Source organism: Immundisolibacter sp., from assembly GCF_014359565.1.
Classification (GTDB): domain Bacteria; phylum Pseudomonadota; class Gammaproteobacteria; order Immundisolibacterales; family Immundisolibacteraceae; genus Immundisolibacter.
Window position 1 is genome coordinate 1 of record NZ_JACIZD010000015.1, and the last position, 13,405, is coordinate 13,405.

Annotated in this window: 11 protein-coding genes and 2 pseudogenes; 6 read left to right on the plus strand and 7 right to left on the minus strand. The window is 64.4% G+C overall.

The features are described 5' to 3' along the window. The 6 genes and pseudogenes from H5U26_RS12560 to H5U26_RS12590 form a co-directional block, all read left to right on the plus strand. Positions 1 to 286, plus strand: a pseudogene (locus tag H5U26_RS12560) (hypothetical protein); the annotation flags it as partial. 12 nt (positions 287 to 298) lie between these two features. Next, positions 299 to 661: an STAS-like domain-containing protein gene (locus H5U26_RS12565; RefSeq protein WP_290620210.1), complete on the plus strand. Its 363-nt coding sequence runs from the start codon at positions 299 to 301 to the stop codon at positions 659 to 661. After that, entirely contained in the window at positions 645 to 1,202 is a 558-nt protein-coding gene (locus H5U26_RS12570) for a hypothetical protein (protein WP_290620212.1), read from the plus strand. The genes H5U26_RS12565 and H5U26_RS12570 overlap by 17 nt, the downstream gene beginning before the upstream one ends. Then, positions 1,193 to 4,075, plus strand: a pseudogene (locus H5U26_RS12575) (DUF1156 domain-containing protein). Before H5U26_RS12570 ends, H5U26_RS12575 begins: the two are co-directional and overlap by 10 nt. 130 nt (positions 4,076 to 4,205) lie before the next feature. Then, complete coding sequence (locus H5U26_RS12585; RefSeq protein ID WP_290620218.1) at positions 4,206 to 5,228, plus strand: DUF4325 domain-containing protein; 1,023 nt, start codon at positions 4,206 to 4,208, stop codon at positions 5,226 to 5,228. Positions 5,229 to 5,258: 30 nt separating this feature from the next. Then, positions 5,259 to 8,588 (plus strand): Swt1 family HEPN domain-containing protein, encoded by a 3,330-nt coding sequence (locus H5U26_RS12590; RefSeq protein WP_290620220.1) that lies wholly within the window; start codon positions 5,259 to 5,261, stop codon positions 8,586 to 8,588. A 199-nt stretch (positions 8,589 to 8,787) separates the two neighbouring features. On the opposite strand, the gene H5U26_RS12595 is transcribed toward H5U26_RS12590, so the two are convergent. The 7 genes from H5U26_RS12595 to H5U26_RS12625 all read right to left on the minus strand — a co-directional run bounded on the left by H5U26_RS12595 (position 8,788) and on the right by H5U26_RS12625 (position 13,180). After that, a complete protein-coding gene (locus H5U26_RS12595) occupies positions 8,788 to 9,324 on the minus strand; it encodes a hypothetical protein (protein WP_290620222.1) in 537 nt (178 codons plus the stop codon). 259 nt (positions 9,325 to 9,583) lie between these two features. Continuing rightward, entirely contained in the window at positions 9,584 to 9,787 is a 204-nt protein-coding gene (locus tag H5U26_RS12600; protein WP_290620224.1) for a hypothetical protein, read from the minus strand. A 1-nt stretch (position 9,788) separates the two neighbouring features. Next, a complete protein-coding gene (locus tag H5U26_RS12605) occupies positions 9,789 to 10,076 on the minus strand; it encodes a hypothetical protein (protein WP_290620226.1) in 288 nt (95 codons plus the stop codon). Between the two features lie 144 nt (positions 10,077 to 10,220). Beyond that, entirely contained in the window at positions 10,221 to 11,075 is an 855-nt protein-coding gene (locus H5U26_RS12610) for a hypothetical protein (RefSeq protein ID WP_290620228.1), read from the minus strand. Between the two features lie 165 nt (positions 11,076 to 11,240). Continuing rightward, the gene (locus H5U26_RS12615) at positions 11,241 to 11,531 is read right to left on the minus strand and encodes a helix-turn-helix transcriptional regulator (RefSeq protein WP_290620230.1); all 291 of its coding nucleotides are present in this window, start codon (positions 11,529 to 11,531) and stop codon (positions 11,241 to 11,243) included. Next, a complete protein-coding gene (locus H5U26_RS12620; protein WP_290620232.1) occupies positions 11,528 to 11,851 on the minus strand; it encodes a type II toxin-antitoxin system RelE/ParE family toxin in 324 nt (107 codons plus the stop codon). The genes H5U26_RS12615 and H5U26_RS12620 overlap by 4 nt, the downstream gene beginning before the upstream one ends. A gap of 72 nt (positions 11,852 to 11,923) precedes the next feature. Beyond that, positions 11,924 to 13,180: a site-specific integrase gene (locus tag H5U26_RS12625; protein WP_290620234.1), complete on the minus strand. Its 1,257-nt coding sequence runs from the start codon at positions 13,178 to 13,180 to the stop codon at positions 11,924 to 11,926. Between the last annotated feature and the right edge of the window lie 225 nt (positions 13,181 to 13,405).

Here is a 13,405-nt window from a genome sequence, read left to right on the forward strand (position 1 = left end):
TGGCGTTTGCGGGCGCGGCACAGCCTCAGTGCGTCCTGAGGGAGCCCAAAACCCGAAATACCCGGCTGAAACGCGTACATTTACCCAATCCACATCCGAAAACGGGCCGTTTTTCCCCCAGCTCGGTCACGCGTTGGCGCCGTCATGTCCACGGCGCCGGTTTCGGTGGATTGATCAGCGATTCCTTAAGCGCATGGATCACTCCTTCCCTGGAACGGTCGTGAACATCGAAATCAACACCGCGGACACGAGCAGCTATCGCTTGCGCTCGGAATCCGGCAACTGAAGAGAGATTGCAATGGCCGAGAAAGTTATTCTGAAGATTTACGACATCGTTGGAAGCCCCGTATGGGTCTCAACTGACGATGGGCAAAAGGTGTTTGACAAGATCGTCGCGGCCTTCAAGGCCGGTCGCGGCGTGGAGCTGTCGTTTGCCAACCGGGACAACCTGATCTCCGCCTTTCTCAACGCCGCAGTAGGCCAGCTATACGACGGCACCTACGACGAAGACTTTCTCCGGCAACATCTGAATTTCGTGGACCTTTCAGATGACGATCAGGCCATGCTGGAGCGCACGATAGAAAATGCCAAGCGGTACTTCGCAAACCGCGACGGATACGACCGGGCCTGGGGAGACGTGGTCGATGAAGACGAAGAATAAGGCTTACGACGCTCGACACTATACGTTCAAGGAGAACGAGCCGATCCTGATCGACGCTAACGTCTGGCTCTTCCTGCAACCGCCAGCCGCTCAGCCCACTCCGCAATGGGCTACGGCATATTCGAGTGTGTTCGCTGATCTTCTGAAGGCCAAGGCCACGCCAATGATGGATGCTCTGGTTCTCAGCGAATACATCAACCGGCACCTGAGGATCGAGTACGACGCGACGTGGAAGGCCCGCTATCCGGGCTTCAAAGCGTTTCGTCGATCTTCTGATGGTAAGGCGCTCGCCGGTGCAACTGTTGTTGACGTCCGATCGATCTTGAAGTTCGCTGTGTTTGAGGACACTGGATTCTCCAAGATCAACATCAACGACGTATTGGACGGCGTCGCGAACGGCGATTTGGATTTCAACGACGGCGTACTGATCGAGAACTGCCGGCTTCGGGGTTGGAAGTTACTGACTCACGATGGTGACATGACACTGGGTGGTATCGACGTGCTGACCGCCAACGGCAAGCTGCTCAAGAAATGTCCGTAAATAACCGCAAAAAACTCATCGAAGTCGCCCTGCCGCTGGACGCCATCAACGCGGCCAGCGCACGCGAGAAGTCCATACGCCACGGCCATCCGAGCACGCTGCACCTGTGGTGGGCGCGGCGGCCGCTGGCGGCGGCCCGCGCCGTGATCTTCGCGCAGATGGTGGACGACCCTTCGGCGCACCCGGACCTGTTTCCGACCGAGAAGAAGCAGGAGAAAGAGCGGCTGCGGCTGTTCAAGATCATCGAAGACCTGGTGCTGTGGGAGAACACCACCAACGAGACTGTCTTGCAGGCGGCGCGCGACGAGATCTGGGCGAGCTGGCGGCGCGCCTGCGCCGAGAACGCCGACCATCCGCGCGCCAAGGAGCTGTTCGACCGCCACAAGCTGCCGGCCTTCCACGATCCCTTCGCCGGTGGCGGCGCGTTGCCGCTCGAGGCGCAGCGGCTCGGGCTCGAGAGCTACGCCAGCGACCTGAACCCGGTGGCGGTGCTCATCAACAAGGCGATGATCGAGATCCCGCCCAAGTTCGCGGGCAGGCCGCCGGTGAACCCCGCGGCGCGCAAGGAGAAGTCGCTCCTCGCCCGCGAGTGGAAGGGCGCGCAGGGCCTGGCCGAGGACGTGCGCTACTACGGGCAGTGGATGCGCGACGAGGCCGAGAAGCGCATCGGCCACCTCTACCCGAAGGTCGAGGTGACGCCTGAGATGGCGAAGGCGCGGCCGGACCTGAAGCCCTACGCCGGCCGTAAGCTCACCGTGATCGCCTGGCTCTGGGCGCGCACGGTGAAGAGCCCGAACCCGGCCTTCGCCAAGGTGGATGTGCCGCTCGCCTCGACCTTCATGCTCTCCACCAAGGCGGGCAAGGAGGCGTACGTCGAGCCGGTGATCGAGAACGGCGGCTACCGGTTCACGGTGAAGGTGGGAAAGCCGAAGGATGCGGAGGCGGCGAAGCTCGGCACCACGGTCGGCAAGCGCGCGGCGTTTCGGTGCCTGATGTCGGGCGTGCCGGTTACATACGACCACATCCGAAGCGAGGGCCAGGCAGGACGAATGGGCGCTCGCCTGATGGCCATCGTGGCCGAGGGCGAACGCGGGCGCGTCTATCTTGAGCCGACATCGGAACACGAGGTGGCGGCGCTCAAGGCGAAGCCGGAGTGGAAGCCGGATGTCGCGCTGCCTGTGAACCCGCGTGACTTCAAGACGCCGAACTACGGCTTGATGACGTTTGCGGACCTCTTCACCCCCCGCCAGCTCGTGGCGCTGACGACCTTCTCCGACCTGGTGCAGGAAGCGCGCGAGCGGGTGCAGCGCGACGCCCTCGCCGCCGGCCTGCCCGCCGAAGCCAAGCCCCTCCGCGACGGCGGCACCGGTGCGTCGGCCTACGCCGAGGCGGTAGCCGTGTACTTGGCGTTTGCAGTGTCCAAGATGACGAATATTGGATCCGCGATCGCATCATGGATGAGCGATCGCGGTGCGTTTCGTGAGACGTTCGCTCGGCAGGCAATTCCGATGACGTGGGATTTCGCGGAGGCGAACACGTTTGCCGACACGGGCGGCAGTTTCGCAATCGCCATCGACAAGGGAGCGATGGCGATTGATGCGTTCCCGTCTAGCACCATTGCGACCGCGGCGCAGGTGGATGCCGCAACGCAGAACGTCAGTGCCGACAAGGTTATCTCCACCGACCCGCCCTACTACGACAACATCGGCTACGCTGACTTGTCGGACTTTTTCTACGTGTGGCTGCGTCGCTCGCTGCGGCCCATCTTCCCTGACCTTTTCGCCACGCTCGCGGTGCCCAAAGCCGAAGAACTGGTTGCGACGCCCTACCGTCACGGCAGCAAGGAGAAGGCGGAGACCTTCTTTCTGGATGGCATGACGCAGGCGATGCATCGCCTCGCGGAGCAGGCGCACCCGGCCTTCCCGGTCACCATCTACTAAGCATTCAAGCAATCGGAGAGTGACGGCGGCGACGGAACCGCGAGCACAGGCTGGGAAACGTTCCTTGACGCGGTCATCCGTGCTGGCTTCGCGGTCAGCGGCACTTGGCCGATGCGAACGGAAGGTTCTGGGCGAATGATCGCGAGGGATACCAACGCCCTCGCTTCCAGCATCATCCTCGTCTGCCGCCCACGCGCCGCCTCTGCGCCCACCGCCACGCGCCGCGAGTTCGTCACCGCACTCAAGGCCCAACTGCCCGTGGCGCTCGCCCACCTGCAGCGCGGCAACATCGCGCCGGTGGACCTGGCGCAGGCGGCCATCGGCCCGGGCATGGCGGTCTACACCCGCTTTCGGCAAGTGCTCGACGCCGAGGGCAAGCCGCTTGCCGTGCGCGAGGCGCTGGCGCTCATCAACCAGACCCTCGACGAGGCGCTGGCCGAGCAGGAGGGCGACTTCGACGCCGACAGCCGCTGGGCGCTGACCTGGTTCGAGCAGCAGGGCTTTGCCGAGGGCGAGTACGGCGTGGCCGAGCAGCTCAGCAAGTCCAAGAACACCAGCGTCGCCGGCATGGTCGAGGCCGGCATCGTCGAGTCGAAGCGCGGCAAGGTGCGGCTGCTGCGACCCGAGGAACTGCCCGCCGACTGGGACCCGGCCACCGACCCGCGCCTCACCGCCTGGGAGGTGGTCCACCACCTGATCCGCGCGCTCGCAGGCGGCGGCGAAGGCGCGGCGGCCGGGCTGGTGGCCAAGCTCGGTGCCAAGGCGGAGATCGCCCGAGAACTCGCCTACCGCCTCTACACGCTGTGCGAGCGCAAGAAGCGCGCGGCCGAGGCGCTGGCCTACAACGGCCTGGTCCAGAGCTGGCCGGAGATTACGCGGCTGGCGCGAGAAGCCCCGGTGGCGGCCACGGATGGGCAGGTGGACCTGTTCTGAGGCGCTCGCCAGCATGAGCTGCCGAACGCGGGTAACCCATTGATATGTAGTTAGCGTCTGTTCCGGACATTGACAATAATGGAACGCTAATTGACAATGAAAAGCGGATTCCATGACAAAAATATCCGCCATGCCAGACAAAGACGCCATACGCCAGCGGGCGCTGCACCTTATCGCCGCGGACGGCCACGGTGTGGCCCGTCGACTGGCGGCCGAGTTCGGAATGTCCCGCCAGGCGGCGAACGTGCATCTGCAAGCCCTGCTGGGCAGCGGGTTGGTGCAGGCCGAGGGCAAGACCCGGGCGCAGGTTCACCGCCTGGCGACCCTGGGCGAGGCCACGCGCAGTTACCCGTGCGCGGGCCTGCGCGAGGATGTTGTGTGGCAGGAAGTGTTTGCGCCGGTGCTCGCCGGCCTGCCCGACAACCTGCTCGGTGTGTGGCAGTACGGTGTGACGGAGATGGTGAACAACGCGATTGATCATTCCGGTTCCGCGCAGGTCCACGTGGGGGTGCGGCGCAACGCCGTGGTTAGCGACGGCTGGGTGGCGGACGACGGGGAGGGCATCTTCCTGAAAATCCAGCGGGCGCTGAACTTGTACGACCCACGCGAGGCTATTCTGGAACTGGCCAAGGGCAAGCTCACCACCGACCCGGCGCGGCATTCCGGCGAGGGTATTTTCTTTACCTCCAAGGTGTTCGACGTGTTCGACATCCGCTCCGGGCGCCTGCATTTCATGCACGGCGAACATGATCCGGACGTGCTGTTGGAGCGTCCCACGGACGCCCCGGGCACGTTGGTGTTGATGCGGCTGGCCAACGACAGTCCGCGCACCGTCAGGGAGGTGTTCGATGCCTTCGCGGAGCCGGAGGAGTACAGCTTTGCAAGAACGCTGGTGCCGGTGCGCCTGGCGCAGTACGAGGGCGAAAAGCTGGTGTCGCGCTCGCAGGCCAAGCGGCTGTACCAGCGTTTCGAGCGTTTTCGCCACGTGGTGCTGGATTTCGAGGGCGTCGCGGAAATCGGGCAGGCGTTCGCGGATGAACTGTTCCGCGTTTTTCCCCTGGCGCATCCAGAGGTGATTCTGGCGCCCACGCACATGACGGCTGCGGTTGCACAGATGGCAAGCCGCGCGCGGGCACAGCGGCCTGACGCATAACGCATAACAACGGGTAGAGGTAGCGGACACATGGCCCTCAGCAACCACGAGCGCGTCGGCAAGGCGCTGGACCTTCTCAAAGGCGGCTTGGCGCCGTTTGTAGAGCGCGAGGTGCGGGCGGCGATTGCCGCCAATGCGCTGTCGATGCAGCGTGTGAAGAGCTTTGTCGAAGACCCGCTGCTCGCCAACAAGGGCATCGGCGAGTGGGACGCGGCGGCCTTGCTGAAGTTGATGTGGGAGACCTGGAACGACGTGTTCCGCAAGACGCTGGGTTTTGCCGAACGCAGCCTGGTGTCGGAGATTCGCGACTGGCGCAACAAGTGGGCGCATCAGGCGCCGTTTTCGAGCGACGACGCGGACCGCGCGCTCGATTCCGTGGAGCGGCTGCTCACCGCCGTCTCGGCGCCGGAAGCCGAAGAGGTGCGCCGCATGAAACTGGAGCTGCGCCGCCTGGTGACCGACGAGCAGGTGCGCGGCGAGAAGCGGCGACTGGGCGGCTCGTTGATCGAAGCCGCCGCCCAGGGCGCACTGAAACCCTGGCGCGAAGTGGTGACGCCACACGAGGACGTGGCCAGTGGCCGCTACCAGCAGGCCGAGTTCGCGGCCGACCTGTGGCAGGTGCACCTGGGCGAGGGCACGGACGAATACCGGAATCCGGTGGAGTTCTTCCGCCGCACATACCTCACCGAGAGCCTGAAGGGCATGCTGGTGGGCGCGGTGCGGCGGCTGACGGCGGGGGGCGGCGACCCGGTGGTGCAGTTGCAAACCAACTTCGGCGGCGGCAAGACGCACTCGATGCTGGCGCTGTATCACCTGTTTTCCGGCATCGCGCCGACCGAACTGGCCGGCATCGATGCAGTCATGCAACAGGCGGCTGTCCCCAAGCTGCCAGCCACTCGCCGCGTGGTACTGGTCGGCAACAAGATTTCGCCGGGCAATCCGTCGGTCAAAGCCGACGGCACGGTGGTGCACACCCTGTGGGGCGAGCTGGCCTGGCAACTGGGCGGTAAGCAAGCCTACGCGCGGGTGCAGGCCGACGATGAAAAAGCCACCAGCCCCGGCGACGTGCTGCGCGAGCTGTTCAACGATTACGGCCCGTGCCTGATCCTGGTCGACGAGTGGGTGGCCTATGCCCGGCAACTGCATGACCAGAGCGACCTGCCGGCCGGCGGCTTCGAAACGCAATTCACGTTTGCCCAGGTACTGACCGAATCCGCCAAGCTGGCGAAGAACTGCCTGCTGGTGATCAGCCTACCGGCGTCGGATACGTCCGGCTCGCCGCATACCCAGGCCGACGACGTGGAAGTGGGCGGCACCCGGGGGCGCGAGGCGCTGGACCGCCTGCGCAACGTGGTTGGGCGGGTGGAATCCTCCTGGCGCCCGGCGAGCGCGGAGGAGGGCTTCGAGATCGTGCGACGGCGCCTGTTTCAGCCGCTGTCCGACCCGGCGCAGTTCAAGGACCGGGACGTCGTGGCGCGCGCTTTTGCGGATTTCTACCGCGCGCAGCAGGCGGAGTTTCCGCCGGAGTGCCGCGAGGCCGACTACGAGCAGCGCATCAAGGCGGCCTATCCGATTCACCCCGAGGTCTTCGACCGGCTCTACACCGACTGGTCCACGCTAGTGAAATTCCAGCGCACACGTGGCGTGCTGCGCCTGATGGCGGCGGTGATTCACAGCCTGTGGGAGAAGGGCGACCGGAACCCGCTGATCCTGCCGGCCAACATCGCGATGGATGATCCGCGCGTGCAGTCCGAGCTGACGCGCTACCTGTCGGACAACTGGGTGCCGGTGATCGAGAAGGATGTCGATGGCCCGAACTCGCTGCCGCTGAAACTGGACAGCGAACTGCCGAACCTGGGCAAGTTCTCGGCCTGCCGGCGGGTAGCGCGCGCGATTTACCTGGGCTCGGCGCCGACCACGGCCGCAGCCCACAAGGGCATAGAAGACCGGCGCGTGAAGCTGGGCTGCGTAATGCCGGGCGAATCGCCGGCGGTGTTTGGCGATGCCCTGCGGCGCCTGGCCGGCGCCGCGACCTATCTGTACCAGGACGGGCCGCACTACTGGTACTCGACCCAGCCGACTGTGACCAAGCTGGCGGAGGACCGTGCGGAGCAGCTCAAACGAGACCTGGACAAGGTGGTGGCCGAGCTGGAAAAGCGCGTCCGCAAGGATCTGGCAAACAGCGGCGACTTCAACCGCATCCACCCCATGCCGCACAGCGGCGCGGACGTGCCGGACGATCTGGACGCCCGACTGGTGGTGCTGGGCATCGACCACGCCTACAGCCGGGACACGAACAGCGCGGCGGAGGTGGCGGCCAAGGCGATTCTGGAGATGCGTGGCAACGCGCCGCGCCTGTATCGCAACACGCTGGTTTTTCTGGCGGCGGACAGGACTCGCCTGCAGGATCTGGACGAGGCCGCGCGCAAGTATTTGGCGTGGGAATCGGTCCTCGCCGACCAGAAGCACCTCGACCTGTCGCCGTTTCAGGTGACGCAGGCCGAAACCCAGAAAACGTCAGCCGATCGCGCGGTGGCGGCCCGGCTGCCGGAGACCTATCAGTGGCTGCTGGTGCCGGTGCAGGCCACGCCGCAGGCACCGGTCAGCTGGGAAGCCGTGCGGCTATCGGGCACCGACGCGCTCGCCGTGCGTGCCAGCAAGAAGCTGCGCACCGATGAGCATTACCTGACCAGCTTCGCGCCCACGCGGTTGAAGATGGAGCTCGATCGCGTGCCCTTGTGGCGCGGCGACCATGTGGCGGTGACACAACTGATAGAGGATTTCGCGCGTTACCTGTACCTGCCGCGGCTGAAGGATTCAGCAGTGTTGCTCGGCGCCATTCGCGATGGCGTCGGTCTGTTGACCTGGGAGCGGGACGGTTTCGGCTTTGCCGACAGCTACGACGAGGTGTTGGGGCGTTACCGGGGACTGCGCGGCGGGCAGGTTGTGACGCTGGCGGATGCCCATGCGGCGGGGTTGGTAGTGAAGCCGGAGGTGGCGCGCAGGCAGATGGACGCAGAGCGCGTGAGCATTGCGCCAGCACCCGCACCGGGGGGTGCGTCCAACGTGGTGCCTCAAACGCCGGGGGTAACCCCAGTTGATGGCGCCGGACCGGCGCCCGCGAAGCCGAAACGCTTCCACGGCAGGGTAGTTCTCGATGCCGCCCGGGTGGGCCGGGATGCCGGCAAGATCGCGGAGGAGGTCATCTCGCATCTTGCGGGGCTGGTCGGGGTTGAGGTCACGGTCACCCTGGAGATCGACGCGATAGTGCCGTCGGGAGCGCCAGAAAACGTTGTGCGCACCGTGACTGAGAATAGCCGGACCCTGAAGTTTATCGATCAGGGATTTGAGAGCGAATAGAGAGGCGTTGTGAAGTACCCACGACTTTGACTTCGTTCATGCGCGGCTTGCACCAGGAATACCCGGCAGGACTGGCATTCGAAGCTGCGCATATTTCCGCACCATCACTGGTAATTATATAAGGCGGACAAAAGTTGTCCTTGATCGGGCAAAAAATTAGTCTGAAGAATTTCCAATAACCGAGCCGTTTTCGACGTTTTCAGGTAGCCAAATTCTGGTCCCCTGAAATCGGTTGGAGGCCAGAATTTGGCCCTGCAAAGGGGGGTTGGCGGACAAATTCTGGCCCTGAGAGGGACATTTTTTGTCCTTTCGATTTTTTGCGGCCGGCTGCCGTTTTTGCTGCGAGTCGATCAATCGCCGCCTCGGCATCGGCGACGGTGGTAAACGCACGCCAGTCCAACGTGGCCTTGCATGCCGCAAGACCTTGTTTAGGATGTTCGTAACACGGCAAGTCGGTGAACCTGAAGAGCGAGCAACACTTCGACAAGCTGCCCTTGCCACCCTGCCGCGTCTTTGCGATGAATCCCATTAGTTCGAGCTGCGCGAGTGCCTGATATAAAGTGGTTTTTGATCGCCATCCGCGGTGCGACATGTCGACCGGCGTGCACTCGAGATTGCCGTTATTGTATGAGTTCAGCTTTCTGCGCAGGTCGCTGTAGAGCGCCCTGGCCGAAAACGGCAATGCCCGCCATGCCGGCGAATCGAGAACATCGTGGCGAATTCGTGCGTGCGCCACGCCCTTCCATAGGGTTTCGGCCCCGAGCCCGCGCCGGCTCATAGGGACCGGCCCAGCGTCCGTAAGGCGCGTTCAGGTGGGCAGCCGTGTGCAACAGCCATCAGACGCACAGCGCGGCGCTGTCGTGCCGTCAGGCGCCCCAGGCGGGCTTTGGCAGCCCAGCGGCGCCATGCGGCGTAACAATCTGGGTCGCAGGTGCCTTGGTAATGTGAGTCAGGCCCGCGGCCGGCTGCACCCGGCGCGGGGCCTTTTTTTGGCCTCATGACGCTCCCCCTGCCGCCCGGGCGATTGAGTCCTGTATGTGGTCAATGGTCAGCAGCATTCCCGCGACAACCAATTGGGCTGCAACGAGAAGTGCCAGGGCATCGTCTTCCGCGGTGCAATTGCGCTGCGTGTTTTTCGATTGATGTGTCATTGACCCCGCCACGGCCCTCACCGTGTCGGGTTTTTTTTGCGCTTCCATGTCACGCCCCCTTCGTGCCGGAAGCGGTCCGCGCCCTCGTGCAACGCGGGGCAGGTGGTGGCGTGTAGGCTGGCCGGTTCTGGACCCATTCCAAGAGATCTGCAAACCGCCAGCCGGATTTGCCGGGGCTGATCGAGACGCGAGCCGGTACCAGTTTTTCGCCGGTTTCTTTTTCTCGCGCTTCGAGGGTTCTCCACCCTGTGCGACTCACGCCAGTCAAATCCGCCCGAACAGCCTCCCCGACGATCCGGTGCTTGGCCACGAGCTCCTGAATTTCGTCCGATGCCATGTTTCGTCACTCCGTCACGTGCCGGTACCGCGGTTGCGGTCCGGGCCTTTGCCGGCGTTTTCGACTTTGCCGGCAACTGCGTGGCGGATGATTCAGGAGACACGTTGTCCGAAATAGCCTTTTCGGACAGGGGTCAGCCGACCGTCATTTCTTCGGCGCTTCAACCGGCTTTCTTATCTTCCGTCGGACCGTGTCCGCAGTGAGCCCGTGCTTGTTCTCTATGGCCTCGGCGATTTCAGTCTTAGCCCAGGTCGGGTTGAGCCGCCATATCGCGTCGGCTTGCCTCTGGATGTCGGCGAGTTCCGATTTGGAGACTCCTGGTCGCCCGGGGCTTTTGCCATCGCGGCCGTACCCGATTTGCGCCAGGCCGACGACGATTGGAATCTCGAACCGCTCGGACAGGATGGCGTGATGCCATGCGTCGCTCAGTTCGATTCCGGCCAGTGCGGCCCACTGCGTGTCACCGGCGGCGAGCGCGGCTTCAAGCGACTCAGCGCGCTCCAATAGTTGGCAGGCAAACCATTCAAGTGACAACTCGCGCTTGTTGGTTGCCGCGGGGACGTCGACCGGCGGCGCCGGCAAGCTCTCGACGTGCTCCGCGATCTCCTCGAAGGTCCAACTCTCCCAGCCGCTCGGCATGTCGGTCGCGGGCTCTTGCGCATAGACCATGGTCAGGACATTCGTGACCGGGATCGACTCCCCATCCGGGATGTCATCAACATCCTTCAAGGAGTCACTGGGCAGTTCGGTCCACGTGCAATCCCGATGCATCTGCACGGTCCGCAGGGTGTCAGGCAGTCCGGCCTTACGAAGCACCCTTCCGGCCCATTCGCGCGCTGCTGACAGGCGGCCGTCAATCGCGCCTTTGCGCCGCCCAGCCGCGCTTTGTATCTCGCCGGACTCGCAACGAAGCACCCGGTTGCGGATGTAGAGCAACCCGTCGTACTCCTTGGAGTGCCCTTTTTCTGTCCTGATCTTTCGGCGAAATATCTTGCTCATCCCGCACTCCTTCGGGTGCCCTTCAAAAGGTGCCGCACCGAGCCGGCGAAGGGGTCCGGCTGAAGGGGTCCGACTTTTCGGGGATCAGCCTAGGTGCGGTAATGCGATCAGTCGTCCAAGTGCTCCGACGGCTTTTCGGAAACCGCCTTGCGCGCCGCGCAGCGCTCAGGCTGCGTCCTTGTCCGGCACCAGCTTGACCACGGCGCGGCTGCCGGTCGCCTTGGCGTAGCGCTCCACCGTCAGTAGGGTAGGTTTCGTGCGGCCACCCTCCAGACGTGCCACGGTGGATTGCGTTGTCCCCATGCGCCGTGCCACCTCTGCTTGCGACAGTCCGGCTCGGGAGCGGGCCAGGATGAGCTCGCGCGCCAGGGCGAATTCTTCTTCCAGCGCGTCGTACTCGGTGCGGACTTCGGGGTTCCGCAGCCAGCGTTTCTTGATGTCCGAGAACTTGGTCATGTCACCTCCTTTGCCCGTTGCCGGGCCAGTTCCAGGGCTGTCTTCGGGGTCCGCTGCGTCTTCTTGACGAAGGCGTGCACGATCACCACGCGCCGGCCCGTCACCGTTACATAAATGGCGCGGGCAATGCCGTCCTGAGCCTTTGGGCGCATCTCCCACAGCTTGCCTTCCAGGTGCTTGACGTGTGGCTCGCCCACTTTTTCAAGGCCCAGCGCCTCGATGAGTTCGACGATGCGCGACAGGCGGGCCTGGATGGTGGTCGGCAGCGCGTCGAGTTCCGCGTCGACCGCAACGTTCAGGGTTTCGACAGTCCACGTCATGTTATATCAATTTCGCTATATTCGGCAGCACCATCACCGCGGCGCCGGTACGGTGCAGTCGAGTGGCTGCGGTCACTTCCCGCGCCGCAGATGGATCACGTCGGCGGTGCGGCCACCAGGCAGCCGGCACGCATGGCGCAGGGCGTCGGCCAGCCGCTCAAGCGCGACGGTGCGCTCGGGTATCCTGTCGAATCGGTCGTAGACACGGGTGACGCTGCCGTCGGCGTGCGCCAACACGCCACCGATGTCGGCGGTCGAAACGCCTGCCCGAGCCATCAGCGTTGCAGCCGTGCGGCGCAGGTCGTGCGTTCGGGCATCGGCAATGCCAGCCGCCTGCATCACGGCTTGCGCGTAACGCGACAGGCTGCGCGGGTGCGGCGACTGATCCATCTGCTGGCCCGGAAACAGCACGGGCAGGCCACCGGTGCGGGCGCGCAGGTCGTCGATAACCTCGACGGCGAGGCTCGAAAGCGGCACGACGTGTGCGGCGCGACGCCCCTTGATGCTGCCGCGCGGGATGGTCCATAGCCGCTGGTCGGCATCGATATCTTCCCATCGAGCGGTGACGACCGACCCGCGGCGCTGCGCCGTCACCAGTGCCAGCTTCATGGCCCAGCTGAGCGGTTCTTCCTGCCGGCGGTCGAGTTCAGTCCACAGGGCGGCGATCTCGGCATCGGCCAGCACGCGGTCCCGGCTGGTGCGGCCGACCGTCTTCTTGATCCGACCGGCCGGGTTCGCGGCGATGGTGTCGTCTTCGAGCGCCGAGTTCATCATGGCGCGTAGGACCACCAGCACCTTGTCGGCCATCGTCGGCGTGGATGCCGTCGCGACCTTGCGCAGCACTGCACGCACGTCCTGGCGTGTCACCTCGTCCGCACGCTCAGTGCCCAGCGCCGGCAGCACATGCTTGGCGATCAGGCGGCGCGCTTCATAGAGGGATGCCGCGCTGCGCTCTTGGCGCTGGACCCGGGCGGCAAGGTCATTGAGGTACTGCTCGGCGATATCGGCCACCGTCGGCGCCTGAATGCGTCCCTGCGCGCGGCGTCGCGACTCTTGCCGCTGCTGTGCGCGCGCTTCGGCCGGGTCAGTGCCGGTGCCACGCGCCGCCAGGGCCTTGGCGAGTTCGACACGCGCCTGCGCGAGGCCCATGGCAGGGTAGGTGCCCAGCGTGACCACGCGCTGCTTGCCGGCGGGGTCGCGGTAGCGCAGGACGAAGACCACTCGGCCACTCGGATAAACTCGCACGCGCAGGCCGCCGGGTTCGGATAGTTCGAACTGCTTGTCGGTCGGGCGCAGGGCGTCGATCTGTTTGGTCGTGAACCGGGCCATGGGTGCCTCCGGCGGGCGCCAGGTTGTTACCGTGAGCCGCCACGGTAAACGCCACGGTAAACGCCACGGTAACATTTGGCGCTTGCTAGGTTTGGACGGCTTTGAACAATTCTGCCGAAATTTGTTATACCAGTCAAGCAATTGAGGTGACGAAGATGAAGAACTCCGAACGGGATTGGACGGGTAAAACAGCGGAATTACCCTCCTAAGGGGAAGGTCACACGT